Origin of the sequence: Paraglaciecola sp. T6c (assembly GCF_000014225.1) — a bacterium.
Classification (GTDB): Bacteria; Pseudomonadota; Gammaproteobacteria; order Enterobacterales; family Alteromonadaceae; genus Paraglaciecola; species Paraglaciecola atlantica_A.
Genome location: NC_008228.1, coordinates 4,950,121 through 4,977,054, shown reverse-complemented (window position 1 = coordinate 4,977,054; position 26,934 = coordinate 4,950,121). Strand labels below are relative to the sequence as shown.

The following is a 26,934-nucleotide window of genomic DNA, read 5'->3' as shown; positions in this document are numbered from 1 at the left end:
CACCCGCGTCCAGCGGGTGATTACTTTGTATCTCGGAGCGGAAAATGGCACATCGTCGGCGTAAAACTGCGATAACCCTAATCAGCTTAGCGGTCATCTTGGTCGCGCTAAGACTGGTTGCCCCTTACGCAGTACAAAAAGGAGTAAATTATGCCATCAGGACCACTCCAGGGCTGAGCGGTCAAGTGGGTGACGTGGACATCGCACTCTACCGCGGCGCGTATCAAGTTGAAAACATCGAACTCAATCTAGTGGATGGTGACCTACAAAAGCCGCTAATTAGTATTCAGCAACTCGATATTTCTGTGCTTTGGTCTGCGCTGCTTCGCGGCAACATCGTCTCTGAAATGACTTTTCTAAAACCCCAGTTTTACTACGCAGATGATGTACAGCAAGAGGAAAAAATTAATCAAGATGTGCAAAACGAGCAAACTTGGATAACACTAGCAAATCGCCTTGTGCCCTTTTCCATTGACCGGATTGATATTATTGACGGTCGCCTCATGTTTGAAACCATAAGTGCTAAGCGCAAGACCTTGACCGAAATCACGGATGTACACGGCCAAATTACCAACTTAACGAACAGTAAGCAGCGTTCTGGCTCATTGGTAACACACCTCGCGCTAGATGCAGAAATTGCTGGGGTCTGCCCATTAGCGGTTTCGGGCTCTTACGATCCTTACGCGGCCAAGCCGACTTTTAATGTAGATGTGGAAATGCAGCGTTTACCGGTTAAACACATCGACCACCTCATCAGCTTTTATTCCCCCTTTGACTTAGAAGCAGGGCAAATTGATTTTGCAATGGAGTTTGCTTCCAAGCAGGGGGATGTTAGCGGCTACGTAAAGGCTGGGGTGTATGATTTATCGGTGTTTGACTGGCAAGAAGACGTAGTTAAAGATGGCGACAACCCATTTCAGTGGTTGTTTGAGGCCGCCACTGGCGGTATCGCTGAGCTGTTTGAGGGCGGTAAGAAAGACCTTATTGCCACTCGTGTGCCTTTAGAGGGCAAGATAGATGATATTCAAACCCCGCTTTGGCCTGCAATAGGGGCTATTATTAAAAATGCATTCATTAAGTCACTTGATATCAAAGTTGATAAAGTTGTGTCTCTACCTGCATCAACAACACAAAAAGATATACCCAAGCGACTGTTTGCTTACACTACAACCTGAATGTCTAGGTTAAAAACAACCTGGTTCTACTGATAGCCAATGACTAAAACCGAGAGCGAAGATGTTTACAACCTTGATAATTTCAACCAGTTTTTTAGTACTGCTAACGTTCCTGCCACTTTTACCCAGTGATCACTGGATTGTACGCGTCTGGGAATTTCCCAGATTACAAATAGCGGTGTTGCTGATTATTAACCTGCTGGTGATCGGCGGCTTCTATCACCAAAACCTGTCATATATGGCTGGTATGCTGGTGACGAATTTTGTTGCGCTGGCTTATCAAATTCATTGGATTTTGCCCTACACGCCAATTGTGCAACCCATGGTCCCAATGAATGACTCTGCGGACCCGAAGCGCAGTATTAAGATCATTAATTCAAACGTATTAATGACAAACCATGATGCCCCCAAGCTTCTCAAGCTGGTGGATCAAGAAAAGCCACATATCTTAGTCACGCTTGAAACTAATCAGTGGTGGCAAGATGCTTTGTCACCACTACATGATGATTACCCCTATCGGGTGAATTTCCCGCTAGAAAACCTTTACGGCATGCATGTGTTTAGCCGCTTGCCTCTGAGTGACATTAAAACCGCTGAGCGAGTAGAAAAAGGCGTGCCCTCAGTGCACTGCATTGCGACTTTAGAAAGCGGCGAGAAAATACGTTGCCACTTTGTGCATCCAGCACCTCCAAGCCCAACAGAAAATGAAGAAGCCACTGAACGAGACAGAGAGTTACTTGGCCTAGCTAAGGAAATAGCTAACACCGATAGCGAAAATGCTTTACCAGTGATCGTCAGCGGAGATCTAAACGACGTGGCATGGTCACCCACCACGCAAGCATTTTTGCGCGTAAGTGGTATGTGCGACCCGCGCATTGGTCGAGGGGCCTTTAACACATTTCATGCGCAGCATGTTTTAGCGCGCTGGCCTTTAGACCATGTTTTTCACAGCGAAGACTTTGAGCTGGTGAATTTGTCGCGTTTACCAGAAATAGGCTCTGATCACTTTCCGCTGCTGACCGAACTCTGCCTCAAATAAAACCCTCAGAGGCGAGTTCAAGTTCGGAAACTTGTTCCTTTTCGAATTGTAAATATTTCAACTTTTAGTTACATATCAAATGATTTCTTTTTTAATGTTAATTCAAAAGTGATTATAAATCAGTTGGTTAAGGTTTTTTATTAGTGTGGCACGATTAGCGCATTAACTGATTCGACATTCAGATTCGAATACAGTATTGAATACTAAGGAGATTACTATGTTAGGTTGGGCATTAACGTTTTTAATTATCGCAATCTTAGCTGGTGTAATGGGTTTCGGCGGTATAGCTGGAACGGCTGCAGGAATTGCAAAAATCATTTTCTTTGTATTTCTAGTGCTATTGGTACTATCGTTGGTAGCAAACGCTATTCGCGGTAAAGGCCCTAAAGTCTAGATATACAAAACACATTTACTTATAACTAACGATACGGAGATTCATTATGAACTTACTTAAAAAATTTACTCTTTTAGCCATGGTTTTCAGTTCACTTACTTTGGTGACAGCGTGTAATGACAACAATGCTGAGAATGCAGGTGAGAAAGTCGACGAAATGATGACTGACACAGGCAACGCAATCGAAGATGCGTGTGAAGATGTAAAAGAAGGCGCAGGCGCTGAAGACAACGATTGTTAATCTACTCAGGTAGACGAACAAATTGATTTAATGGAAAGGGGTGCTTGCACCCCTTTTTTAATGCTTATACTAATACAACGACCTCACCGAACGTTACACCTAAATGTGAAGCTCAATTGGCGAAGGCGCGACAGAGGTTGTTCAACTACAGGCTACATCAGCCTAGGAGTGTGCAAAATGTTGATGCAAATCACTATCGTATTTTTAATTATTGCGGTCGGTGCCATCGTTGCTTTGTCGGGTGCCATGAGCGGCGGTTTTCTTACTACGTTTTTTATCGCATTTGGGCTTTTCGTGGTCGTAGCCTTAGGTGCAGCAATGGTCGCAGCAAAAAAGAAAAATACAAACAACCACTAACCGCTGGCGTTTGAGTGTAGCCAGAGCACCTGCAGTCGCATGAGTTTTATAACGGTGGCTCTGGTCCGCACTAAGTAATCTCTTATCAAAATAGGTACACACTGGATGTCAGTACATATGAACACACGGATCATCACGCTATGGGAAACCATCCGTACCAGCTTTTGGTTTGTGCCATCAATTATGGCGCTTATTGCCATTGGCTTATCCCAAGCAGGTCTCGCTTTCGATCGTTTCGGCGCTGACAGTGAGCTAGATATACTCGCTGATTTTTATCAGACCACTCCCGAATCAGCCCGAGCTTTGTTAACCACCATAGCTACCGCCATGATAACGGTCACTAGTATTGCGTTTTCCATCACGGTTGTGGCGCTGACCTTAGCTTCTTCACAGTTCGGCCCTCGGCTTATTCGTAATTTTATGATGGACACGGGTACCCAATGCGTTTTGGGCTTCTTCCTGTCTACGTTTATTTATTGTTTACTGATTATTCAGGCCACCAAGTCTTTTGAGCAACAAGAATTCGTGCCTGGCATCAGCATTCTTACCTCCGTGTTACTCGCAATCGTTGGAGTAGGGGTGTTGATTTATTTCATTCATCACGTAGCTAGCGCAATTCAGGCAGATAACGTCATTGATAACGTCTATCGCGAACTTAACGACATTATTGAACGCTTATTCCCGAAAATTGAAGAGCCAGACGAGGCTGATACGACTGCAGAACAGCGTGTCGACTCAGCACCAGAATTCGACCAGATTTACCCTAATAGCCAAGCTATTGAATCGACGAGCAGCGGATATGTACAAACCTTGGACATAGACCAGCTACGAGCCTTGAGTGAAAACAGTGATATGGCGCTGAGCGTACATTACATGCCAGGGGATTTTGTAATGCGAGGCTCTGTGATCGCCATCGCTTATTTTAATGGTGCTACGCTTTCTTGCCAACCTAGCAAGATTACCGAATTAGTGCGTTTAGGCTCTCATCGCACCCCAGTACAGGACGTGGAGTTTGCAATCCGTCAATTGGTTGAGATTGCCGTTCGCGCCTTATCACCTGGCATTAACGACCCGTATTCAGCTGTAACCGTGGTAGACAAGCTTAGCGCTGTGCTGTGCACACTCACCGACAAACCCTTTCCGCCAACTATCTACGAAGACGACCACGGCATAACTCGACTTCAATGCAAGCCCGTGGCTTTCACTGGGTTGGGTGAAGCGGCGTTTAATCAGATCCGCCAATATTCGAAAGACAGCCTAGCGGTCACCATTCGTTTATTGGAAGGCTTAAGCAGTATTTTGCGTTTTAGCCGTAGCCCCGAGCATAAACAGTTCGTTCGCCAACAGGCCGCTATGATTGAACAAATACAGAGCAGCTCACAACTAGCTGAGCATGACTGGTTGGATATAAAGCGCCGCCTAGATGATATAAAGCGCCACCTAGACAGTGACAGCAGCTAACAGAGTCTTGCAACGATCAGTAAAGCGTTGCAACGATCAGCAAAGCGTAGTGACAGGCAGTCAGTAACGGCTGCAAATAGCGTTGAAAATATTTCACGTTAATCTGCTCTATCTCACTTCCCTTCTTGTTTATTCTATACATATCAACTGGTTACTTTTTGGCATGGTATTCGAATAGGTTAGTCCACATGTTCACCGCGTTGTCTTGCTCAAAGTCAGCGCTCCAACAGAAGGACTGATTTATGAATTCATCAACATTCGCTACGCCAACAATACCGACTCCAGGATTCGGCACATACCGCCTGAAAGGGGATGATGCCAAACTGGCGGTAGAGAACGCGCTTGATGTGGGTTACCGACATATTGATACCGCACAAGCTTATGAAAATGAAGCTGAAGTAGGCGATGCTATTTCCGCCTCTAAAATCTCTAGAGGTGAGCTCTTCGTCACGACTAAAGTGTGGTTTGATAACCTCAGTGCCGATAAATTTATAACGAGCGTGCAAAATAGTCTGACTCAGCTCAATACCGATTATGTTGACTTACTGCTCGTTCACTGGCCGTCACCGGACAACAAGGTATCGATGGCAGAATATCTTAAGGAACTAAAGGCGTGTAAAGAGCGCGGTCTGACGAGACATATCGGTGTGTCCAATTTCACCCAAAGCCAGCTTGATGAAGCCCTGTCGATTTTAGGTAAAGATCATATTCTGACCAATCAAATCGAGGTACATCCTAACTTTCAAAACAAAGAGCTGGTGGCATACTGCCAACGCAACAACATTCAAGTAACCGCATACATGCCCTTAGGTGTGGGTAAAGTGATGGAAAATGACATACTGAATGACATCGCCAGTGCCCACGATACAACACCATCCGCGGTCGCATTAGCGTGGTTAAGTCATAAGAAAATCGTGGCGATCCCTTCATCCACCAATGTGAACCACATGCGTGACAATCTCACGGCTAAGCAAATGATGTTAACTGCCGAAGAAATCGAAAAAATCGATGGCATTGAACCTCAAGAACGTATTGTTGACCCTGATTTCGCACCAGACTGGTAAAGATACCTATTACGTGCTCACGAAAGTCTTAACCTGAGGTTGATTTGTACCAGCCCCTGTAAATCATTAATCGTTCAGCGAAAAATAAAAAACGCCTCTGCCTCTTTTGAGTTAGAGGCGTTTTCATGTGTGCAGTAGGGCCATTTTACGTTTTAACGCTTACTCAATCTTCACTTTCACCTTCAACCTCCAACCTCCAATCATCAAGTAAAATTGGTCAGAAAGTCTCAGTATTATTAAAGAATTATTTACAAGTCCCTGGTAATAAATTTCACAAGTGATGATGTGAAAGTGTGACTAAGATGGAATAAAGTCATTTAAAATCAATGGACTAACTGGTTGGCATTGAATTGGCATTAATTACTTCGAATCTTAAAAAGGAGATATTTATGAAAAATTCAATCATTTCAGTATTAGTAGCCGCCACACTTGGTACAGCCTCTCTAGCTGCGAATGCAGAGAATACTTGGAAAGATACAGCAGGCGACGCTTGGATTGACGGTAAAGCCGAAACCACATTAATGCTTAATGGCAACCTTGACTCGTTTGACATCAACACAGATGTTAAAAACGGCAAAGTCACCCTAACAGGTAAAGTTGACCGCGAAGTCGACAAAGCGCTAGCATCAGAGCTCGTTATGTCACTTGATGGTGTAACCGATGTCGATAATCAGTTGACGGTTATTCAAGAGTTAGATGAAGAGCAAGACGGCGAAGTCATGCAGACTCTTAACGATGCGAAAATTGAAACGGTAGTAAAAACCCGTTTAATGTTTGAATCAGAAGTGAGCGGCTTGGAAATTGAAGTCGAATCAAAAATGGGTGAAGTGACCCTTTCTGGCACGGTTGATACAGACGCAGAGCGCCAGTTGGCGATCAAGATTGCTGAGAATACCAACGACGTAAAAACCGTTGTTGATATGCTGAAAACCACAGAGCAAGGCGGCAACGCATAGCAATAGTGCTACAAAGCTAAATAGAACACCCGCTTCGGCGGGTGTTTTTTTGTCTAGAGTTTATGATGGTCTACAAATATTAATTAGCTTTCCTAATATTTGAATCAAAAACTGAGCGGCTTAGAGTTTTTATAAAGACACCCATGTTAAACAGCGGCACTTGTGGCGGCGAAGCATGGGGTTACTTGAGGACGTGAATGGCCAGTTTTACAAGGACATCCATGTTAAATTCCTGCAAAAATCATTTTTGTTTTTTTGGCTAGCAAGTATTAACTTACAGCTAAACACCCCCTCTTTTAGCCTGGATGGCTGGGGACTTTATTGGGAGATTTGACTGCGAAGATAGAGAAGGAAAAAAACAGTCTTTTACGGACATGTAAAAGGCACGAGATGTTGCGTATCGTGAGAATTTGGTCAAATCAGGTTCATGCGCGCTTCAACAACTCTCTCGCTTTAGTCATTCCCCGCAGCCGTTGATGATGGGTGTGGCGCTTAAAAGCATTCATCATTTGCTCCGCGCCAGCTGCGTAGCAGAAGTGTTTTTCGAACTCAGTTGTTAATGTTAACCACTGAGCAGCGTCTAATCCCAATCTTTGAAGAATAGGACTGTGAGTATTATCAATATGACCGGCCTTATCATCACGAATGCATCGGCCTGTCGTGTCTACCAATTCACAATAGTCTTTGAGTGAGTAAGCCATACCTCGAGGCATTTTTTCACGAGGATTACCTACAAACGGCATTAAAGCACTCGGTTGCTCTCGTTTATTTTTAATCGCCTGCGCACGTTTTTCGATACTGGTGTGCTTTGACGTTTCGGGTGTTTTTGCCATTTTTGCACGAATGGGGTTTAAATCTACATAGGCCATGCATGCTAGCACCGCACTTTCATCTAATAAGGCCTGAGATTTAAATCGCCCCGCCCAGAAACGGCCAGTGCAGCCATCCTCTTTATTGGCTTCACGAGCAACATACTCATTTAAGTCACGCATAAACCAGCTCATGTCGTATAAACGTTGTCGATAGGTTTCAACGGTTTCATCAAAGGTGATTAGCTCTCCTTGGCTCAGTGTATCGCCGTTCATGAATTTCTGAGTCAGCAAAGTGCCTCTGTGCAGCTTATGATAACGCCTCAACACTTCATAGCTATCCCAATTATCAGCCATTGTTTTATCCACACATAGCACCACATGCGTGTGATTATCCATGACCGCATAGGCACAAATATCGATGGAATATACCGTAGATAAAAACAACAAACGCTCTTCAACCCAGCCTCGGCGATGTTCGTAACTCTGGCCAGAGTATTTATCTATTCCACACAAGAACGACTGCCGTACGCAGCGCGAAACGCAATGATAATAAGGGGTATCAATTAAACTGATTTGGCTTTTTCGAGGTTGAGGCATAATCCATCTACCTGACAAAAATGAGACACCAACCAAGTCTAGTTAAGCCCTGAAAATTTACCATTTTTATTATGGGTGTCTTGATTACTGTTCCTCGTAGCTGTGTCTTTTGGTGGTAATTAATTTAACCTGTGCAATGCAGTGAATCTCATGCTAAAACACCTCATCGAACGAAAGGTAGGAGCTCCAAATATTCATATCTGTATTTGATGAAACGGAGTCCTTCTCCCGTTACCACTCTCAAAACATAAGGACATATTTTGAAAAAATTAGCGCTGCTTCTCCCTTTTTTATCGTTAAATTGCTTCGCAGAAGAAACCCAAGATAAAGACTTTTCAATTGGCATAGGTGTAGGTTCGATGTACACAGGTATCGGGGCCAATCTGTCGTTACTGTCTGAAAATGATTTGAAATATATTTCTGTCGGCTGTGTCGAGTATAGCTCTCGTCTCGGTTCAACTTGTGGGTTTGGAGCAGGTTGGATTAAGACAGACTTATTTGACTTCGATTCCAATAAGCATGGTTTTGGCGTCTATGCTGGCTTGGTAGGGCGAGAGTCATATTTTAGTAGAGCATCGACGACCGAAGGAATAGAGGTGTATTACCATGACGATAATATCTATGGAGCGGGTATCAGCTATACCTATTTTATGAATGGCATAAATCGAAGAGGGGCAACATTTGGCGTTTCAGTTCACGCGACTAATGCAAGCGCTGAATCAGAATATGGCGGCTCCTTCAAGTCGGTTACCAGTTTTAATAGAAGTGCGTGAGTAAGGCAGTAAGAGTCGCGCAACAAAAGTAAAATACGCCAGATCAAAATTAGGGTGTAACAGCGGGATCAGATACATCGCAACGAATTTTTGTGGCAGAAACCCTCGGCTAATTGAAGCATTTTTCATACAAGGTAGTTTATGCAGATAGTAAAATTATTCATCTTATTGATATCGTTTACTTTAGGGAGTTGCTCAACGCTTCCTTTCAAACAACAAGTTGTAGAAGAGGCGATATTTTATGGCGGGGGGATTAACCTTGGTCATAGCAAAGGGCAGTGCAATCTTATTCGAAGTCGATGTGACAAAATCGGCTATTCAGAGTGGAAAAATAACGATGGAACAACTCACTGCTCCTGCAAAGACAATTAAAAAATAACAGTAAAAAACCGAGTGAACAGCAAGTGACTAACATAACGCTTTCGTTTGCTTTGCCTGTAATGAGCTTTAAAGGATTAACCGTGAAATATGTATTATTAATCAGCCTTCTTTCAGTTGTGCTTACGGGTTGCAGTGTTACGAGTGATTCGAAAGATATCGCTGATTGTTGGGATGTTGTTGATAAACGAGGTGTTGATAAAGGTAGAGCCTTAGATTCAACCTATGATTCCTGTGTTGACTCCAGAGCAAAGGCTCGCCATGAGCAAGATCGCAACGATACAGCAGCGATTTGGTTAGATTTTCTGTTTGGTTCTTCGAAAGACTGAGTTCGCTAACAGAAAGGGCAAAATGGGCAGAGACGGTGTCACGCTCACTCTAGCCCTACTCTTTTCTTCTCTTTTATTTTCTCTCACACGTGCAATCAACCCTGCAGCTGCAAAACCCTGCAACCGTTTAAGCCTGTAACGGTCCTGCAAACCTGCCAGTCATTACTATTTAGCGTTTTGAACACGCGCTATTTGCTCTTCTACAAACGGCAGATGCTGGGTTTTTATCCATAGCCTTGCGCCGGATTGACCAGCTTTAGCTTTGAATTGACTGTCTGTGGGCAGGCGCAGCCAGCTGTGCTTTTCTAGGGTGTCGCCGCCTTCGCTAATTTCGCCTGTAAGCACTAGGGCCTCAAGGCCTTTGCTGGCTTCAAGCTCAAGCACACCGTTGGGCGCTAATTCATATACGCTGACGACTTCATACTCATCACGATAGAGTATTTTACTTATTACACCTGTCGCGGGCGGGTTAAATTCAAATGATGATGCAGCGTCATCTGCTCTGGCAGGTACGTTCACGTGTAATCTGTCATCTGGGTTGAATTGCCATAGCTTTACAAAAATTACGCAGCCTTCATCAGAGCCAGGTTTATGTGACGATTGAGGCGGGTTGCGAATATAGGAGCCTGCAGGAAAGTCACCATGCTGATCTTGAAACACGCCCTCAAGCACGATGAATTCTTCGCCGCCGGTATGCACATGAGGCGAAAATTCACTGCCTGGTGCATAGCGCACTATAGTGGTTGCCCGAGCGACTTCATCACCAACGCGATCAAGCGGCCTACGGTCAACCCCTGGCATCGGTGATGCTACCCAAGGTTGCTTTTGGCTGTGAACAACGACACGCTGGCTAAAATCGGCATTAATATTCATATATAGGCTCCTATCGATGTATCAATCATATCGTTTCTGGCGTATTAAGCTGCAATACTCGGGCGTTTAGCAACTCGGTCGCGCCATGCTTGCAAGTGCGTTAAGTTAGCAGGAATAGCGACATCACAAAAACTACCGAATACCAAGCCACACCACAGGGTAATGTCGGCCATCGTAAATGCCTCACCCGCTACATAGCTATGCTCGGCCAATACACTGTCAAAATAAGCTAAACCTGCCATTGCGCGTGCATGTTGTTTTTGACCCCAATCACTATTTTGATACGTTTCTAACTCAGGGCCTAAACCGTCGGTTGCATGATGAAAGTAAGTGGCAATAGCGTCAAGCACTTGGGTTTCAGCGCGGCGCTGCATCATGCTGATGACTGCACGCTCTTTGGGGGTTTCACCGGTCAATGAAGGGCCAGCAAAATGATGATCAATGTATTCAGTGATCGCTGGGGATTCAGAGAGATAAGTGCCGTCGTCTAGTTCGAGCACGGGTACACCGGCAAAGGGGTTTTTGCGTAAAAAGGCTGCACTTCTGTGCTCAGCATTCATCAAGTCCACTGGTTTAAAAGTCACGCTATCAAGGGCGTTTTTCTCAGCTAATGCGATACGTACGCGAAGCGGGTTAGGGAAGTTCTCAACGTCATATATGATCATGGCTATCTCTTTGTTGTTTAGTACAGTTTGTTAAAGGCTTAATCACTTTCGGTGATCTTGGGCTAGTGAGACTGATGCTATTCACTTTGGTAGTATTAATTGCATTAATCTACCTACTGGTAGGTAGTTATAGTGATTGAGCTAACTCTTGTCAACGACTTTAGGGTTTACTTTGCTCTGCAAAAAACACGAAACACTCTAGGTTTAGAGTTTTTATCTTATTAATTCAATTGCTTACAATTTATTGTGGATGGGATTAACCTGCTATGCTTCTGAAGAGTTTAAGGGGGATACCCACAGAACGGTACTAAACAGATGATAGGGCGGCACCAGCTCAATTAGTATTTAGCGACTTGTACCCATGTATCTACTGATAGATAATATGCCAAACAGGAGCGCTTATGAGCAAGAAACAACTTTTACTTAAGGCCGCTGAAGCTAAAGTAAGAACCGGTGGTTACAACAACTTTAGCTTTCGTGAATTGGCCGACGAAATCGGCATTAAAAGCTCAAGTGTGCATTATCATTTCCCGACCAAAGCGGATTTAGGCGCTGAATTGGCGCGCCAATATACAGATAACTTCTTAACCCATTTAGGTGCGCCAGAAGTGTTAATTGCTGAGGGTAAAAAACCTATTGAAGTGTATTTGCAGCAATTTCAGTGCGCGCTAACTGAAGACAAAAAAATGTGCCTTTGTGGCTTACTCGGCGCTGAAACCGACGGCCTACCTGAAAAGGTGAAAGCGCAAACGCAGCGATTCTTCGAGCGAAATATTACCTGGTTAACCCAAGCTTACCAGCAAGCAGACGGCGCGAGCGAGCAAGCCGCTAAGGGCCAAGCGATTGCTACCTTGTCTTTACTAGAAGGAGCCATGTTGGTCAGCAAAGCCATGAACGATACTGAAATTTTCGCCACGGCCAGTGCTGGCTTATTGGCTTCACGCTAACATCCTTTACTTACACGTTCTTCCCCTTACTGGGGGTTATTGCGAAACACGATAAAATATTTTGCAATTGGCGTTGCTAATACTATTGCTGACAAGCCTTTTAAGGGCGTTAAACCGCAAGCAAAATACCTTTGTTGAAGAATAAGCCGTGTAAGCTATCGCGTTTCAGGCGAGGCAGAGCGCACGCATAAACGCCGGATCCATATCCGGCTTTTGTCATTACGTTGACTTGTCTCACAGCAATTGTAGTTTTCACGCTTAAATAACGCTGATACCACCACCGAATGCACGGTATACATCGACTAACCGATTGAAACTTTGTTGTTCAAGCAAGGCAAGTTGATCTCTGCTCTGTAGGGCATCACGTTGAGCTTCCAATAATTCAAGAAACTCTCCGCTTCCTGCTTCAAAGCGTTGACGTGCTATGGTCATGGCCTTTTCACTTGCCTGCCATTGGTGATGCGTACTTTGCTCTTGCTGGCGACTAAAGTTATAGCTTTGCAGTGAAAACTGCATATCGGCTAGGGCATCAAACACTTGCTGCTCGAACTGCGCTAAGGCGATATCAGTGCTGGCATTAGCCTGACGAATACGCGCCTTGACCGAAGCCAAATCAGCTGCTTGCCAACTGATTGTAGGGGCGACGCTCCAGCTTTTAGTATCACCCCCTAAGGTTAAGCCCGGGCCAGACAAAAAGCCCAAGAAGCCGCTGACCGATACGTTCGGGTACAAATCTGCGGTGGCCACACCAATGCGTGCAGTACTGGCCGCTAATGCGCGCTCAGAGCTTGCCACATCAGCACGGTAACGCAGGTAGTTTTCACCAGGAACTAATGCGACAGGTTGCGATAGCTGCGGTAACTCTGGCTGCGCATTCAGCACTAACTCACCGGGCTTTTTAGCCAGTAATGCTGACAAAGTCGCATCTGCACGGGCGAGCAGGGTACGCATTTGCGGTACAGTGGCTTCAACTTCGAAAACTTGGGCATTAATACGCGCCATTTCTAACTCAGAGGCAAACCCAGCTTGATAACGTGCTTTTACAATGGTGCGGGTTTGGCGTAAGTTCGCTAAGTTTTGCTCGGCCACTTTCAAGCGGAATTGCGCACCGCGATAGTCACCGTAGCTAGCGGCTACTTGGCTGATAATTTGTAATTGGGCGTCATGCCATAAAATGTCGGCTTGTTCCGCTTCGGCCAATGATGCCTCAACGGCGCGTCGCACCTTGCCAAACAAATCGACGTCCCAAGTGAGGTTAGCTCCCGTGTTGTAGCCACGTAAAATAGTATCGTCGTCAGACTCAAGCATTGTCTGGTTTTTTGAGGCTGAATAACCTGCGTCTAACGTACCCTTTGGCAATAAGTCGTTCTGGCTATCACGAAATATTGCATATGCACGCAACACGTTGGCTTGAGCCTGAAACAGCGTCCGGTTTTCTTTAAGCGCTTCATCAATTAAATGATTTAAATCTTCGTCACCGAAGGCTTGCCACCAGTTAGTTAGCTTTTCCGCTTGCTCATACGTACCTGTAAGCTCGATATCGTTAACTTTATTAGGCGCCTGATAATCCGGGCCTACTGCGCAGGCACTAAGGGCAAAGATAAGCCCTGTGAGTGTGCCTATTTTTAACATGTTACCCATGGTCAGCCTCCTGTTTGGCGGTGTTTACTAGGGCGTTGCTAGATTGACGCTCGCCTCTTCTAGCGAGCACGTAGTAAAATAATGGCGTAAGAAGTAGACCAAACACGGTGACCCCGATCATGCCTGAGAACACAGCAACGCCCATGGCTTGGCGCATCTCAGAGCCTGCGCCACTTGAGAACACCATTGGCACTACCCCCATAATGAATGCGATAGAGGTCATCAATATTGGGCGCAACCGTAAGCGGCCAGATTCAAGGATTGCCTCATAAGCGGTACTCCCTTCGTCTTGCAATTCTTTGGCGAACTCAACAATTAAAATGGCGTTTTTGGTTGCCAGTCCTACCAGCACAATAAAGCCAATTTGGGTGAATATATTGTTGTCGCCTCCGGCGATAAGTACGCCGCTTAACGCTGATAGTAACGTCATCGGGATGATCAAAATAATCGCCAAAGGTAAGCTTAAGCTCTCGTACTGAGCGGCTAACACCATGAATACCAACAGGATGATCAACGGGAAGATATACATGCCTGCATTGCCCGCCAATATTTGTTGATAGGTTAATTCTGTCCACTCGTAGGTCATGCCGTTGGGCAAGGTTTGTGCTAATATTTTTTCAATCGCAGCTTGTGCTTCACCTGAGCTAAAGCCTGGCGCTGCGCCGCCATTAATCTCAGCGGTGGTAAAGCCGTTGTAGTGCATCACGCGGTCAGGGCCTGCGGTATTGTTCACGTTAATAAACGAGCCGATGGGTACCATGTCACCCTTATTGTTACGTACCTTGAGCTGGGCAATTTGCTCAGGCGTTTGTCTGAATTGCTCATCCGCTTGCACATTGACTTGGTAAGTACGCCCAAACTGGTTGAAGTCATTGGCGTATACCGAGCCCATATAACCTTGCAAAGTAGTGAATAGCTCATCAAGCGAAACAGACTGCTGCTTAGCCTTGGTGCGATCAATGTCTACATCTAGCTGAGGCACGTTGATTTGATAGCTAGAGAACACTCCGGCTAGTTCAGGCGTCGCCCACGCTTTTTGCATTACTTGCATGGTGACTTTGTACAGCTCGTCATAACCATAATTGGCGCGATCTTGAATTTGCAGCCTAAAGCCACCGATGGTGCCTAAGCCCTGTACCGGCGGCGGCGGGAAAATAGCAATGTATGCATCTTCAATGGCGGCAAATTTCTGATTGAGCGCTGCTGCAATGGCACCTGCTGACAATGACGGGTCTGTGCGATCCGCAAAGTCATCAAGAGGAGTAAAAACGATACCGCTGTTGGTGCTGTTGGTGAAGCCGTTAATGCTCAAACCAGGGAAGGCAACTGAGTTGGCCACTCCGGGTTGCTCAAGCGCAATGCGAGACATTTCTTTAATGACTTCTTCTGTGCGATCAAGCGAGGCTGCATCAGGTAACTGGGCAAATGCCACTAGATATTGTTTGTCTTGGCCGGGTACATAGCCCGTAGGCGTGGTGGCGAATTGCAAACCGGTCAAGCTAACCAAGCCGATATAAATCACACCAACCAGAACACCAAAGCGCAGAACTTTTTTAACGACCCAGCCGTAGCCGTCTGATAAACGAGTGAATAAGCGGTTAAATGGGTTAAATAACCAGCCGCCGAGCAGTTTGTCCATGCCTCGGGTCAGGGCATCTTTCTTGCTGTCATGACTTTTAAGCAATAAGGCTGATAATGCAGGGCTTAGCGTTAGCGAGTTAATCGCCGAGATAAAGGTTGAAATAGTAATGGTCAGGGCGAACTGCTTGTAAAACTGCCCCGTTAGGCCTGACATAAATGCCGTTGGAATAAATACTGCCGCTAGAACCAAGGTGGTCGCTACGATAGGGCCAGTGACTTCTTTCATGGCTTTTTGGGTTGCAGCGATAGGGGATAAGCCATCTGCGATGTTGCGCTCAACGTTTTCAACCACCACGATGGCGTCATCTACTACAATACCGATGGCGAGTACCAAGCCAAATAGCGATAAGGCATTAAGTGAAAAGCCTAACAGATGCATGAAGGCAAAGGTGCCAACCAGAGATACAGGAACTGCGACCAAAGGAATGATCGAGGCGCGCCACGTTTGTAAGAACAGCACCACAACCAATACCACTAATAGTAGGGCTTCGAACAAGGTTTTAACCACGGCTTCAATTGAGCCTCGCACAAATACGGTTGGGTCGTAAACGATGTCGTAACTCAAACCTTCAGGGAAGCTCTTAGATAGCTCAGCCATCTTGCTGCGTACATCATCAGAAATTTGGATCGCGTTAGAGCCCGATGCTTGAAATACAGGCATGGCGGCAGCGTCTTTATTATCGAGCATAGAACGAAGGGCATAAGTTGATGCGCCAAGTTCAACGCGTGCAACATCCTTTAAGCGGCTAATTTGGCCTTGTTCGCCCACTTTAACAATGATGTCCTCAAATTCTTCTACATCCGTCAAGCGACCTTTAACATTAATTAACAGCTGAAAGTCGCTGTCGCCACTAGGCTGAGCACCTAGGCTCCCAGCAGCAGCTTGTTGGTTTTGCTCACGAATAGCCGCCACAATATTTGCTGGAGACAAGCCCAATGCAGCCACTTTATTTGGGTCTAGCCATACACGCATGCTGTAATCGCCGGCACCGAATACGCGCACTTGGCCAACCCCGTTAATGCGAGCGAGCTCGTCTTTGACGTTTAGCACCGCGTAGTTAGACAAATACAACATGTCGTAGCGTTCATCAGGAGAGGTTAAATGCACCACCATGGTTAAATCTGGTGATGATTTTTCGGTCACAACACCAAGGCGTTGTACCTCCTCAGGAAGACGCGGCTTGGCACGTTCAACACGGCTTTGCACTTGAGTTTGCGCCAAGTCTACATCGCTACCAATGGCAAATGTAATGGTGAGTGTCATAGTGCCATCAGAGGTGGCCTGAGAAGACATGTACAACATGTTCTCCACACCGTTAATCTCCTGCTCAAGAGGTGATGCCACTGTTTCGGCAATCACTTTTGGATTTGCACCTGGGTAGTTTGCGGTCACGACCACAGTCGGGGGAACCACTTCCGGATATTCTGTTATCGGCAGTTGCCAAACAGAAATGGCCCCTACGATAAAGAAAATCAGCGAGATAACGGCCGCAAATATGGGACGGCGTATAAAAAACTGCGAAAACATGATTGCCTCCCTTAACCGCGTTCAGCTGAATCATTGTCTGCTTGAGCAGTCAATTCATTGCTGGTTTGGTCAAGTAATTTCTGTTGCTGACGTAAAGCAGTCAGGGCTTCTTGTGAGGTCATATCGACGATTTTCGGTTGAATTTTCATGCTGGGACGAACGCGCTGTAAACCGTTGACGACTATGGTGTCTGCAGGCGATAAGCCATCAACCACTATGCGTAAACCGTTGATTTTTTCGCCCAATACCACGTTGCGGTATTCCAATACGTTGTCTTGGTTGACGAGTAGCACAAACTTTCTATTGAGATCGGTACCAATGGCCTTTTCATCGATCAAAATTCCCTGATATGAATTGCTACCCGTCAGTTTTACCCGAGCGAACAAGCCTGGTAGTAAAGAATGATCATCATTGGCAAAGGTGGCGCGAATACGAATAGTACCGGTCTGCTGGTTGACGGCGTTATCAACAAAATCGATATTGCCGGTGTGAGAGAAGTTCGCACCGTTGGCAAGTGCCATGTAAACGGGATTACCTGTTGCATCGCGGGTATCAGAGCGTTGGCCTGATTCTGCTAATTGGGCGTACTTTAAGTAAGTTTGCTCGTCTACATCAAAGTAGGCGTACATTTTGTCCATTGAAACCAAGCTCGTAAGCTGGCTTTGCCCTGCGTTGACAAAGTTACCTTCGGTGATGAGTGCGTAAGACACGCGGCCAGCGATTGGCGCAGTGACTTGGGTGTAAGATAAATCTAACTCGGCGCGTTCTAATGCAGCAGATACCGAGGCAACCGTGGCAGCAGTTTGCTGTTTACGTGCTAAGCGTCCATCTAATATTTCGATAGAAACGGCGCGTTGTTCGCTAAGGGTTTTGGCGCGGTCGAAATCATTTTGCGCTTGAATCGCCGCGCTTTTTGCACTTTGTAATTCTGCTTTTAAGCGATCAACTTCGGCTTTAAAAGGGCGTGCATCGATTTGAAATAAAACGTCACCCTTGGCAACAACGGCACCTTCTTCAAACAATACGTTTTCAATGTAACCAGATACACGTGGCATTAGGGTGACCGTTTGCGGTGCTTGTAAGCGACCGGTGAATTCGTCCCACTCGGTAATACGTTCATTGACGACTTGGGCCACACTCACTTGCGGTGCAATTGGGGCCGCAGGTTGGTTTGATTCGTCTGGGTTGCCACAAGCAACCAACACAACGCTGGCGATCCCGCCAAGTAGCCAACTTTTAAAAGCGTGTTTTGTGCTCATAAGATTTATTTCCTTTGATTTAACCTGGTTCAAAATGTTGTTCTTAATAAACGTTGTCATTTATGTACTGGTCGGTAAGAATATAGATGAACGGTATTTAGTCAATCTATTTTTGTACCGAGTGGTAAGTTATTTTGATTCTATTTAATATCAGTTTTTTATAGGCCGCGAATAACGCGCAGTCATGTACTTGAGAAAAGCAATGAGACTTGAACTTTGTGTAGACTAGAGTGCCTAACCACACGGTACATAATACGCAGGCAAACGTGTTATCTGAATGTCGAAAACTTCAGTAATCTTGCCTAATCCTGCACATCATGCGGGCTACTTGTATTGTACTAAAGGGTATATAACCCTATGTAGACAAGGGTTACTTACCTGTTTACTATGTGACCATATTTACATCAGGAGCTAAAAAATGAGTGCTGTTAGTTGTACCGCCACTGTAGGAAGACCTAGAGCTTTTGACATGCAGGCCGCGCTTGAAAAAGCGTTAGACGTATTTTGGACCAAAGGATATGACGGTGCCTCTCTGTCTGATTTAACCAGCGCTATGGGGATCAACAAACCCAGTTTGTATTCTGCCTTCGGCAATAAAGAACAGCTATTTTTAAAGGCTATCGAATTTTATGAAAGCCGCCCTTGTGGTTTTTTCAAACCCGCTTTAGAGCAAGCTACAGCCTATGACGTCGCTAAGTTTATGTTGCTAGGTGCAGCGCAAAGTATGTCTGATACATCTCATCCACAGGGTTGTGTCATGGTACAAGGCGCTTTGGCATGCAGTGAAGCGGCAGCAGGCGTCAAGGAAGTACTCATTAGCCGCCGTCAACAAAGTGAATCAGAAGTACGTGACCGTTTCGAATTGGCCAAAAACCAAGGTGACTTATCAAAGGATGAAGATTCAGAAGCATTGGCTCGTTATTTATGTACCGTCATTAATGGCATTGCTATTCAGGCAAGCAGCGGGGCAACTGAAGAGCAATTAGTGGAAGTCGCTCACATGGCGTTAAAGAGTTTCCCGCGCAATTCTTAGTCTTCACTCATCATCCGCCATGTTCAATTCACAACGCGTAATTCACGACGTGTAACCCACTAGCACAGTTCGCTGTCCGTATTTATCTGCCTATTCTACGTCTTCGAATAGGCAGAGCCTCTTTTGTCACCGCTTCAACTCTTAGTGATGCTTACGCTAATCTTAGTCGATATGGTTGATGTGCTTAAAATCGATTAAAATTGGATATTATGCAGCTAACTTCGGCTAAAAGTTAGGTTATTACATGATGCATTCATATTCGATTTTAGTTGGTCAGTTTATCTCAAATCTAGCCCGTTTTTTTATCATATAAATTATGTTGATTTATACAGAAACAAAGGGCTGCAAAGATGTTAATTGCTTTAGCTTGTAGGTATAATCACAGTCAGTTCAGGCCACGAAAAACGAACACGTTTTGTTAAGTGTCATTGGTGATTTTTTGCTAATGAATTTATCTAAGCGAAACAAGTGCAGCTAATATGCAAAAGGGTGTAATACCGACACGTTCGAAGTCCCTTAAGACGTTTCTCGTCAAATCAATTTTTTACGATTTTTATACGGAAGAAAGTTATGAAGATAGTTTGCATTGGTGAAATGCTCATCGATTTTGTGTGTACAGATACCAACAAAGGTTTGGTGAACGGCGTTAATTACGTGAAAAAATCCGGTGGGGCACCGGCCAATGTGGCTGCCTGTATTGGGAAGTTAGGTGGCGATGCTGTTTTGGTCGGCTCTGTAGGCAATGACCCATTCGGTGAGTTTTTAATTAACGAAGTAAAAGGGTACGGCGTTAATACTGACCAAGTGGCTTCTTTATCTTCATCCACGACTCTGGCGTTTGTGTCATTAGGGGATAACGGCGAGCGCGAATTTGCGTTTAATCGCGGTGCTGATGAACAACTCAGTCTTGATGATTCAACTATTAAAACTCTGTTAGATGATTCAATATTACACCTCGGTTCAGCTACAGCGTTGCTGGGCGGTGAGCTAGGGGATAGCTATTTACGCTTAGCTCAGCAAGGTAAGAAAAATGGCAATGTTATTTGTTTCGATCCAAATTACCGCGTGGATTTATGGCGCGGCCGTGATGCCGAATTTAGAGAAATCTGTAATACCTACTTCGCCTTGGCAGACATGGTCAAAGTCAGTGATGAAGAGTTAGTTTTATTATCACAACAAGACGATATGGCAGCAGGCTGCCAACATTTTCATGACCTAGGTGTGAAAGTAGTGTTGGTTACTCTTGGCCCAGAGGGTTGCCTAATTTCACAAAACGGCCAGCAGTATATTGTGCCGGCGTATGAAATCAACGCGGTTGATACAACGGGGGCTGGTGACTCGTTTATTGGCGCGATTTTGTTTCAAATGGCTAACAGCGCTCAAAGCCAAAACTTCTATCAAGACGAATTTAAAGGGTTTATCGAATTCGCTGGTAAGGTCAGTGGCTTAGTGTGCGCCAAAATTGGTGCGATGACGGCATTACCGACTTTACCTGAAGTGAACGCAATGACGTTTGTGGTCAAAAAGAAGTAATCAACCTTAGTTTTAAGGTATCAAACATCAAAAAGGGACCAAATGGTCCCTTTTTTCGTGTCCGCGTTATTAGCTGTGAGCGCTGCTGGCAAGCCAAGCTTTAATCGATACTGAGTAAGCGCTCGGCGGTATATTCGTTAGTGATCAGCGAATTCACTAGCTTTGAGCGTAACGCACCTAAAATGGAGTATACTTTTTCTTCCCCTGCTGCCAACGCAAATACTAATTTGTCAGAGCCGACAATAAGCGGCGTACTCGCCACACGTTGGTTGATAGCGCAGTCGAGTAATTTGCCGTTTTTATCAAACACCCAGCTGATCATTTCACCCACAGCGCCGCCCGCTTGCAACTCATCTAACTCCTTTGGGGTCACAAAACCATCGAGATGTAGCGGTGAATTCGCGCCTAAATTGCCTACGCCAACAAAGGTTACGTCAGCCTGTTGAGCCAGTTGCATGTTTTGCGCGATGTGCGGCATGGCATGTAACTGATTTTTTGCTTTAACGGTTTCAGGTAATACAGGTAATGGCATGGGATAATGCTTGGCGTTCACTCGCTCAGCCATACGAACCACTACATCATAAGGGGAGGCAGAACCATCTGACGCCATATTACCCAATAGCGCCACAACCCTATGGTCGGGACAATTTAAAGGCGCTAATTCATCAACGCATGCTCGAAGCACTCTCCCGGTGCCCATGGCCAATGTTTTTGGCTGTTCAGATTTTAAGTGACGTTCAATCTCGTTCGCGCCTGCCTGCGCTAAACCCACGGTTGATGAGGGGTCACTAGGATCGCTCGGCACCACTTCGCAGGATTGTAAACCAAAGCGGCTGGCAATTTTATCGGCTAAATCCATGCACTTAGCAATGGGGTGATCGAGTCTGACTTTGACTAGCTTTTCGCTAACGGATAAGGCAACCATGCGCTGGGCCGATTGACGTGATACCCCTAGCTTTTTAGCTATTTCATCTTGGGTATTTCCGGCAACGTAGTACATCCAGCCAGCGCGAGCGGCATCATCTAATCGTCTGTTTTCGGCGTTGGAAAGCTTAACCACGGTTACCTCTCGATTTCTTTATGAGTAGTTAATGCAGGAGCAAGTGTGTAAAGGTCCTGCCACTGTGCAATGGTGGTAACATCGTCGGTCAGGGGAGCTTTCGCTCTGCGCCAAGGCTCCATATGACTGGCGCCAGCAAACCGGATCACATGCATGTTAGCCGCTTTTGCTGCTTGCACACCCGCGGGTGAGTCTTCAATCACTAAGCAATGCTGGGCATCAACACCCATTTTATTGGCAGCGTATAAGAACAGGTCTGGCGCCGGTTTGCCGTTTTCCACTTGTGAAGCTGTGAAAATATGCGGTGCAAAGTAGCGACCTAACCCAGTAACTGACATGGCATGCCCCACACGAGTTGGTGAACTACTCGTGGCAATGCAGCGCGGTACCGCTAGGGTATCAAGTATGCCTGTTAAGCCTGACGTCGGTTGCAGTTCGGCAGTAAATGCTGCGATCAATGCTTTTTGATATTCAGGGCGAAAAGTAACAGGCAAAGCGACATTAAAGTCTTGGTATATTTTAGCCGTGACGTGTTCGAAACTATGCCCAAGAAAATGGCTTTCGAAGTAGTGATCAGTGATATCCACACCTAGATTGCTCAGTAGAATCAGTAGTTCGCGCTTACTTAACCCTTCACTATCAATCAATACGCCATCACAATCGAAAATAACCAATTGTATGTCAGATAATTCGGGCAATGCTTGTTTTACGTCCATTATTATTACCGTTGTCGTTAATTCACTATTAACGTCTGTTTAACTGTTTTTTTTAGTGGGCAGCTACTTCTCGCAGCTCTGCCCATTTTGCAGCAATTGCTCATTAAGTAAATGAATATACACGCAAATATCATTTAAACTTGGATTGAGTTATTGCCTGCGTATAAAAATTTTGCCAAAAAAAGATGCTTATAACGGCCTTTCCTTTTGCCGGTAATTAGCGGCCGTTGGCTATCGATGCACTAGTGTATCGATAGCCGCATATAGTTTGAAATGGCTGTTATTGATTTCCCTTGTTTGGCAAGGTGATCCCTTGGTCATTGAAGCGCAGTATCTTGCTTTGATCGGCACTAAGTGAAATATCATCACCATAGCTTAATGGGCAGTCTCCATTCGCTTTAACGGTTAATGTACCTACGCCATCAACCTGCACATGTAAGAAGGTTTCCGAACCTAAGTGTTCAACAACGCCGACTTTACCTGACCAAATCCCGGCATCTGCTGTAATCTGAAAGTGCTCAGGGCGAACGCCTAAACATGTTGCGCCGTCTTCCTTGGCTTGCTTCAACTCAATAAAATTCATTTTTGGTGAGCCAATAAAGCCTGCCACAAAACGATTCACCGGATGTTGATAAAGCTCTAGTGGCGTACCGACTTGTTCGATAATACCCGCATTAAATACCGCAATTCTGTCAGCCATAGTCATGGCTTCAACCTGATCATGGGTCACGTAAATCATGGTGGTTTTCAGGCTTTTATGCAGCTCTGAAATTTCTAAACGCATGTTGACTCGTAACGAAGCATCAAGGTTTGATAATGGCTCATCAAACAAGAATGCAGATGGCTGGCGCACAATGGCGCGACCAATTGCCACACGTTGGCGCTGACCACCGGAAAGTTGACCTGGTTTACGGTCTAGGTAATCACCTAAATTTAATATTTTGGCCGCTGAGGCAATCTTTTGTTCGATTTCTGCAGGCGGTACTTTGGCGCGTTTTAAAGGAAACGCGATGTTGTTGCGAACCGACATGTGTGGGTATAACGCATAAGATTGAAACACCATGGCTAGGCCACGCTTAGCAGGGGGCGTGCTTGTAGCATCTTGACCATCAATATCGATATTGCCACTGGTGGTGTCTTCTAAACCTGCGATCATGCGTAGTAACGTCGATTTACCACAACCTGATGGCCCAACAAACACAATAAACTCGCCGTCTCTGATTTCTAAATCCAGTGGTTTGATAACATTTACTTCGTCGAAGCTTTTGGTCACTTGTTTTAATGTAATACTGCCCATGATAATTCTCCTATTTCACCGCGCCGAAGGTTAATCCGCGTACGAGTTGTTTTTGGCTAAACCAACCAAGTATCAATATCGGTGCGATTGCCATCGCTGAGGCCGCTGATAGTTTGGCGTAAAATAAGCCCTCTGGGCTCGAGTAGCTGGCAATAAACGCGGTGAGTGGCGCTGCGTTTGCTGCGGTTAAAATCAGTGTCCAGAATGCTTCGTTCCACGCAAGGATCACGTTAAGTAGTAACGTTGATGCAATTCCCGGCAGTGCGATAGGCAGCAATACGTGGAATATTTCTGCACTAATACTGGCGCCGTCCATACGTGATGCTTCGAGTATTTCGTTTGGAATTTCACGAAAATAGGTATAAAGCATCCATACCATAATCGGTAGGTTGATCAGGGTCATCACAATGACCAAGCCCAATTTGGTGTCCAGTAAGTCGAAATCACGGAACAACAAATAAATCGGGATCAACACACCTACAGGGGGCAGCATTTTGGTTGAGAGCATCCACATTAATAGATTCTTGGTGCGCTTAGATTGTACAAATGCCATAGACCACGCCGCAGGGATGGCGATCAGCAAGCCGATTAAGCTTGAACCTACTGAGATAACCACTGAATTCCAGAAGTGATCGAAATAGGGAGAGCGTGCCAACACATCCTCGTAATTTTCGAGCGTCCAGTCGAACATAAACAAACTAGGGTTAGCCGATATGGCCTCTGCTTCCGTTTTAAAGCTGGTTAATAGTGTCCAGAAAATCGGAAAGAAGATCGCTGCGCTTATCGTCCACGCAAGTAGGGTATAAATAAATTTTGATTTTCCGCTGCTGTTAATAGCCATGATTAACCCTCTAAGTTCTTGCCGATGAGGCGCATAAGGAAGATAGCCACGATATTGGCGATAATAACGGCGATTATTCCGCCTGCTGAGCCGCCACCGACGTCAAACTGCAACAAGGATTGGGTGTAAATAAGATACGTAATGTTGGTTGATTCGTACCCAGGGCCGCCGCTGGTAGTGACCAGTATTTCGGCGAAAATTGACAGTAAGAAAATGGTTTCAATCAAGATCACTGCGGTAACCGCACGGGATAGGTGGGGTAGCACAATGTAAAAGAACTTACTGAATGGGCCTGCACCATCAAGGTCGGCCGCTTCTAGTTGTTCTCTGTCTAATGATTGAATGGCGGTCAATAAAATCAGCGCCGCGAAGGGCAACCATTGCCAAGACACAATAATAATAATGGATAGCAAAGGTACTTGAGCGAAGAAATCCACCGGATCAACGCCAATGAGCGTTGCAAAGTGAGCAAACAACCCGTTAACCGGGTTCATGAGCATATTTTTCCATACTAGAGCTGACACCGTGGGCATCACAAAGAATGGTGCCAATACCATAATGCGCACGTAATTTCGGCCCCAAATAGCTTGGTCTAACAAAATTGCCAAGCCGATGCCGCCACAAATCGTGATGAGCAACACACCGCCAACGAGTAGCAGGGTGTTAAAGAATGATGCAAAGAAAGCCGGATCAGTCAGGAAAAACTCATAGTTAAGAAAACCAATGAATTCCTCTGTTCCTGGGCTAAGTAGGTTGTAATCTAAAAACGAGAAATACAGGGTCATGCACAGCGGTACTATCATCCACGCTAGTAGCAATACTACCGATGGAAAAAGCATGATCTGTGCAAGCGTACGTGAATGTGTAGTCGCCATAACTGAGTCCCATTACTGAATTAAAAAGGGGGTAAGCACAGCACATTGCGCCTACCCCAAGCAAAACGCTATTTTGGGTAGCGAGCCTTGCGCATGGCGCGTTCAACGAGTCGTTGAGCGTTAGCCAGCGCTTGATCAACTGTCATCTTGCCTGCCAATGCGGCAGAAAATTGCTGACCAACTGCGGTGCCTATACCTTGAAACTCCGGGATGGCGACAAACTGCACACCTACATAAGGTACGGGCTTGACCGTAGGGTTTTTCGGGTCAACCGATTCGATTGAGGCCAGAGTAATTTCAGCAAAAGGGGCAGCTTCCATGTAGTTAGGGTTCTCATACAATGAGGTGCGTGTGCCTGGAGGTACAGCAGCCCAGCCTTTTTCTTTTGCTACCAAGGCAGAGTAGTCTTTTGACGTAGCCCAACTAATGAACTTTTGCGCTGCATCGGCTTTTTTGCTGCTTGACGGTACTGCTAATGTCCATGCCCATAGCCAGTTCCCGCGTTTGCCAAGGTCCATGTCCGGTGCCATAGCAAACCCGACTTTGTCAGCGACTTCAGAATCTTTCTTATTAGTGACAAATGCACCTGCTACTGTGGCATCAATCCACATACCACATTTACCTGTTTGGAATAACGCGAGGTTTTCGTTAAAGCCATTTGACGATGCACCTGGAGGGCCCGACTCTTCCATCACATCAACATAATATTGCAGGGTGTCTTTCCACTCTTGGGTATTGAATTGCGGCTTCCAGTTTTCATCAAACCAGCGAGCGCCAAACGAGTTCGACATGGCCGTGATAAGCGCTGTGTTCTCGCCCCAGCCCGCTTTACCGCGTAAACAAATACCATAAACACCTGAGTCACCGTCTGTCATAGCTTTGGCCGCTTGACGAATAAACTTCCAGCTTGGCTTGGTTGGCATTTCAAGGCCTGCTTTTTCGAGCAAGTCTTTGCGGTACATCACCATAGAGCTTTCACCGTAAAAGGGCGCTGCATAAAGCTTATTATTTAGGGATAAACCGCTTCTGATTGCGGGTAACAAGTCTTCCTCATCGTAATTTGGGCCTAAGCCATCTAACTCAGTGAGCCAGCCTTGCTTACCCCAAATCGGCACTTCGTACGTACCGATCGTCATCACATCGTATTGCCCACCTTTGGTGGCCACATCTGTAGTAACGCGTTGGCGCAGAATGTTCTCTTCAAGCGTGACCCATTTAAGATCGATGTCCGGGTGCTTAGCTTCAAAATCTGAGCTCAGCTCTTTCATGGTGATCATATCGCCGTTGTTTACGGTAGCGATGGTGATGGTTTCAGCATTTACCGCTGAGGCCATAAACAGAGCAGTGCTTGTAGAAAGTGCTGCGCTCATGCTAAGCGCCGCACATGTGGTTTTGGTTATCTTTTTCAACATCGGGCATTCCCCTTATGTTTTGGTAGGAGTTTCACTA

25 protein-coding genes are annotated in these 26,934 nt (G+C 45.6%); 13 read left to right on the top strand and 12 right to left on the bottom strand.

The window, feature by feature from the left end; translation table 11 throughout:
• Positions 1–44: 44 nt before the first annotated feature.
• The 8 genes from PATL_RS21225 to PATL_RS21190 all read left to right on the top strand — a co-directional run bounded on the left by PATL_RS21225 (position 45) and on the right by PATL_RS21190 (position 6,687).
• A complete protein-coding gene (locus PATL_RS21225) occupies positions 45–1,175 on the top strand; it encodes a DUF748 domain-containing protein (RefSeq protein WP_011576831.1) in 1,131 nt (376 codons plus the stop codon).
• Between the two features lie 61 nt (positions 1,176–1,236).
• Positions 1,237–2,214, top strand: a complete 978-nt coding sequence (locus tag PATL_RS21220; RefSeq protein WP_011576830.1) for an endonuclease/exonuclease/phosphatase family protein — start codon at positions 1,237–1,239, stop codon at positions 2,212–2,214.
• Between the two features lie 217 nt (positions 2,215–2,431).
• On the top strand, positions 2,432–2,608 hold the full coding sequence (locus PATL_RS22575) for a DUF1328 domain-containing protein (protein WP_006991544.1): 177 nt from the start codon (positions 2,432–2,434) through the stop codon (positions 2,606–2,608).
• A 46-nt stretch (positions 2,609–2,654) separates the two neighbouring features.
• The gene (locus PATL_RS21210) at positions 2,655–2,849 is read left to right on the top strand and encodes a hypothetical protein (protein ID WP_006991545.1); all 195 of its coding nucleotides are present in this window, start codon (positions 2,655–2,657) and stop codon (positions 2,847–2,849) included.
• 177 nt (positions 2,850–3,026) lie between these two features.
• Entirely contained in the window at positions 3,027–3,206 is a 180-nt protein-coding gene (locus tag PATL_RS21205) for a hypothetical protein (protein WP_041714140.1), read from the top strand.
• A 105-nt stretch (positions 3,207–3,311) separates the two neighbouring features.
• Positions 3,312–4,667, top strand: coding sequence for a DUF2254 domain-containing protein (locus PATL_RS21200; RefSeq protein ID WP_011576829.1), 1,356 nt, complete (start codon positions 3,312–3,314; stop codon positions 4,665–4,667).
• A gap of 242 nt (positions 4,668–4,909) precedes the next feature.
• Positions 4,910–5,731, top strand: coding sequence for a 2,5-didehydrogluconate reductase DkgB (gene dkgB / locus PATL_RS21195; protein WP_011576828.1), 822 nt, complete (start codon positions 4,910–4,912; stop codon positions 5,729–5,731).
• A 389-nt stretch (positions 5,732–6,120) separates the two neighbouring features.
• Positions 6,121–6,687: a BON domain-containing protein gene (locus PATL_RS21190; RefSeq protein WP_011576827.1), complete on the top strand. Its 567-nt coding sequence runs from the start codon at positions 6,121–6,123 to the stop codon at positions 6,685–6,687.
• Positions 6,688–7,112: 425 nt separating this feature from the next.
• Here the strand turns inward: PATL_RS21190 and PATL_RS21185 are convergent, their stop codons facing one another.
• Positions 7,113–8,096, bottom strand: coding sequence for a hypothetical protein (locus tag PATL_RS21185; RefSeq protein ID WP_011576826.1), 984 nt, complete (start codon positions 8,094–8,096; stop codon positions 7,113–7,115).
• A 260-nt stretch (positions 8,097–8,356) separates the two neighbouring features.
• On the opposite strand from PATL_RS21185, the gene PATL_RS21180 reads away from it, so the two are divergent.
• Positions 8,357–8,869 (top strand): hypothetical protein, encoded by a 513-nt coding sequence (locus tag PATL_RS21180; RefSeq protein WP_011576825.1) that lies wholly within the window; start codon positions 8,357–8,359, stop codon positions 8,867–8,869.
• A gap of 461 nt (positions 8,870–9,330) precedes the next feature.
• Positions 9,331–9,576, top strand: coding sequence for a hypothetical protein (locus PATL_RS21175; protein ID WP_232283268.1), 246 nt, complete (start codon positions 9,331–9,333; stop codon positions 9,574–9,576).
• Positions 9,577–9,741: 165 nt separating this feature from the next.
• Here the strand turns inward: PATL_RS21175 and PATL_RS21170 are convergent, their stop codons facing one another.
• Entirely contained in the window at positions 9,742–10,449 is a 708-nt protein-coding gene (locus PATL_RS21170; protein ID WP_011576823.1) for a cupin domain-containing protein, read from the bottom strand.
• A gap of 44 nt (positions 10,450–10,493) precedes the next feature.
• Positions 10,494–11,114, bottom strand: a complete 621-nt coding sequence (locus PATL_RS21165) for a glutathione S-transferase family protein (protein ID WP_011576822.1) — start codon at positions 11,112–11,114, stop codon at positions 10,494–10,496.
• 401 nt (positions 11,115–11,515) lie between these two features.
• Here PATL_RS21165 and PATL_RS21160 point away from each other — a divergent pair, with 401 nt between their 5' ends.
• Complete coding sequence (locus PATL_RS21160; protein WP_011576821.1) at positions 11,516–12,061, top strand: TetR/AcrR family transcriptional regulator; 546 nt, start codon at positions 11,516–11,518, stop codon at positions 12,059–12,061.
• A gap of 258 nt (positions 12,062–12,319) precedes the next feature.
• On the opposite strand, the gene PATL_RS21155 is transcribed toward PATL_RS21160, so the two are convergent.
• Genes PATL_RS21155 through PATL_RS21145 form a run of 3 tightly spaced genes read right to left on the bottom strand, consistent with a single transcriptional unit; the run spans position 12,320 to position 18,130 of the window.
• Positions 12,320–13,702 (bottom strand): efflux transporter outer membrane subunit, encoded by a 1,383-nt coding sequence (locus tag PATL_RS21155; protein WP_011576820.1) that lies wholly within the window; start codon positions 13,700–13,702, stop codon positions 12,320–12,322.
• Positions 13,695–16,871, bottom strand: coding sequence for an efflux RND transporter permease subunit (locus PATL_RS21150; protein WP_011576819.1), 3,177 nt, complete (start codon positions 16,869–16,871; stop codon positions 13,695–13,697). Before PATL_RS21150 ends, PATL_RS21155 begins: the two co-directional genes overlap by 8 nt.
• 11 nt (positions 16,872–16,882) lie before the next feature.
• A complete protein-coding gene (locus tag PATL_RS21145) occupies positions 16,883–18,130 on the bottom strand; it encodes an efflux RND transporter periplasmic adaptor subunit (RefSeq protein ID WP_011576818.1) in 1,248 nt (415 codons plus the stop codon).
• Between the two features lie 418 nt (positions 18,131–18,548).
• On the opposite strand from PATL_RS21145, the gene PATL_RS21140 reads away from it, so the two are divergent.
• Positions 18,549–19,163, top strand: a complete 615-nt coding sequence (locus PATL_RS21140; protein ID WP_011576817.1) for a TetR/AcrR family transcriptional regulator — start codon at positions 18,549–18,551, stop codon at positions 19,161–19,163.
• 570 nt (positions 19,164–19,733) lie between these two features.
• Positions 19,734–20,696 (top strand): carbohydrate kinase family protein, encoded by a 963-nt coding sequence (locus PATL_RS21135; RefSeq protein WP_011576816.1) that lies wholly within the window; start codon positions 19,734–19,736, stop codon positions 20,694–20,696.
• A 100-nt stretch (positions 20,697–20,796) separates the two neighbouring features.
• Here the strand turns inward: PATL_RS21135 and PATL_RS21130 are convergent, their stop codons facing one another.
• From PATL_RS21130 to PATL_RS21105, 6 genes are all read right to left on the bottom strand, one after another.
• Positions 20,797–21,756: a sugar-binding transcriptional regulator gene (locus PATL_RS21130; protein WP_011576815.1), complete on the bottom strand. Its 960-nt coding sequence runs from the start codon at positions 21,754–21,756 to the stop codon at positions 20,797–20,799.
• 2 nt (positions 21,757–21,758) lie between these two features.
• The gene (locus tag PATL_RS21125) at positions 21,759–22,472 is read right to left on the bottom strand and encodes an HAD family hydrolase (protein WP_011576814.1); all 714 of its coding nucleotides are present in this window, start codon (positions 22,470–22,472) and stop codon (positions 21,759–21,761) included.
• A 280-nt stretch (positions 22,473–22,752) separates the two neighbouring features.
• The gene (locus PATL_RS21120; RefSeq protein WP_011576813.1) at positions 22,753–23,769 is read right to left on the bottom strand and encodes an ABC transporter ATP-binding protein; all 1,017 of its coding nucleotides are present in this window, start codon (positions 23,767–23,769) and stop codon (positions 22,753–22,755) included.
• A gap of 10 nt (positions 23,770–23,779) precedes the next feature.
• A complete protein-coding gene (locus PATL_RS21115) occupies positions 23,780–24,610 on the bottom strand; it encodes a carbohydrate ABC transporter permease (protein WP_011576812.1) in 831 nt (276 codons plus the stop codon).
• A 2-nt stretch (positions 24,611–24,612) separates the two neighbouring features.
• Positions 24,613–25,485, bottom strand: coding sequence for a carbohydrate ABC transporter permease (locus tag PATL_RS21110; protein WP_011576811.1), 873 nt, complete (start codon positions 25,483–25,485; stop codon positions 24,613–24,615).
• 68 nt (positions 25,486–25,553) lie between these two features.
• The gene (locus PATL_RS21105; protein WP_301547055.1) at positions 25,554–26,855 is read right to left on the bottom strand and encodes an ABC transporter substrate-binding protein; all 1,302 of its coding nucleotides are present in this window, start codon (positions 26,853–26,855) and stop codon (positions 25,554–25,556) included.
• Between the last annotated feature and the right edge of the window lie 79 nt (positions 26,856–26,934).

Coding starts and splice junctions, on each gene's coding strand:
- PATL_RS21205 (WP_041714140.1), top strand. CDS start 3,027: ATGTTGATGCAAATCACTATCGTATTTTTAATTATTGCGGTCGGTGCC.
- PATL_RS21190 (WP_011576827.1), top strand. CDS start 6,121: ATGAAAAATTCAATCATTTCAGTATTAGTAGCCGCCACACTTGGTACA.
- PATL_RS21185 (WP_011576826.1), bottom strand. CDS start 8,096: ATGCCTCAACCTCGAAAAAGCCAAATCAGTTTAATTGATACCCCTTAT.
- PATL_RS21160 (WP_011576821.1), top strand. CDS start 11,516: ATGAGCAAGAAACAACTTTTACTTAAGGCCGCTGAAGCTAAAGTAAGA.
- PATL_RS21140 (WP_011576817.1), top strand. CDS start 18,549: ATGAGTGCTGTTAGTTGTACCGCCACTGTAGGAAGACCTAGAGCTTTT.
- PATL_RS21170 (WP_011576823.1), bottom strand. CDS start 10,449: ATGAATATTAATGCCGATTTTAGCCAGCGTGTCGTTGTTCACAGCCAA.
- PATL_RS21155 (WP_011576820.1), bottom strand. CDS start 13,702: ATGGGTAACATGTTAAAAATAGGCACACTCACAGGGCTTATCTTTGCC.
- PATL_RS21210 (WP_006991545.1), top strand. CDS start 2,655: ATGAACTTACTTAAAAAATTTACTCTTTTAGCCATGGTTTTCAGTTCA.
- PATL_RS21120 (WP_011576813.1), bottom strand. CDS start 23,769: ATGGGCAGTATTACATTAAAACAAGTGACCAAAAGCTTCGACGAAGTA.
- PATL_RS21220 (WP_011576830.1), top strand. CDS start 1,237: ATGTTTACAACCTTGATAATTTCAACCAGTTTTTTAGTACTGCTAACG.
- PATL_RS21225 (WP_011576831.1), top strand. CDS start 45: ATGGCACATCGTCGGCGTAAAACTGCGATAACCCTAATCAGCTTAGCG.
- PATL_RS22575 (WP_006991544.1), top strand. CDS start 2,432: ATGTTAGGTTGGGCATTAACGTTTTTAATTATCGCAATCTTAGCTGGT.
- PATL_RS21150 (WP_011576819.1), bottom strand. CDS start 16,871: ATGTTTTCGCAGTTTTTTATACGCCGTCCCATATTTGCGGCCGTTATC.
- PATL_RS21145 (WP_011576818.1), bottom strand. CDS start 18,130: ATGAGCACAAAACACGCTTTTAAAAGTTGGCTACTTGGCGGGATCGCC.
- PATL_RS21200 (WP_011576829.1), top strand. CDS start 3,312: ATGTCAGTACATATGAACACACGGATCATCACGCTATGGGAAACCATC.
- PATL_RS21165 (WP_011576822.1), bottom strand. CDS start 11,114: ATGATCATATATGACGTTGAGAACTTCCCTAACCCGCTTCGCGTACGT.
- PATL_RS21105 (WP_301547055.1), bottom strand. CDS start 26,855: ATGAGCGCAGCACTTTCTACAAGCACTGCTCTGTTTATGGCCTCAGCG.
- PATL_RS21110 (WP_011576811.1), bottom strand. CDS start 25,485: ATGGCGACTACACATTCACGTACGCTTGCACAGATCATGCTTTTTCCA.
- dkgB (WP_011576828.1), top strand. CDS start 4,910: ATGAATTCATCAACATTCGCTACGCCAACAATACCGACTCCAGGATTC.
- PATL_RS21115 (WP_011576812.1), bottom strand. CDS start 24,610: ATGGCTATTAACAGCAGCGGAAAATCAAAATTTATTTATACCCTACTT.
- PATL_RS21135 (WP_011576816.1), top strand. CDS start 19,734: ATGAAGATAGTTTGCATTGGTGAAATGCTCATCGATTTTGTGTGTACA.
- PATL_RS21125 (WP_011576814.1), bottom strand. CDS start 22,472: ATGGACGTAAAACAAGCATTGCCCGAATTATCTGACATACAATTGGTT.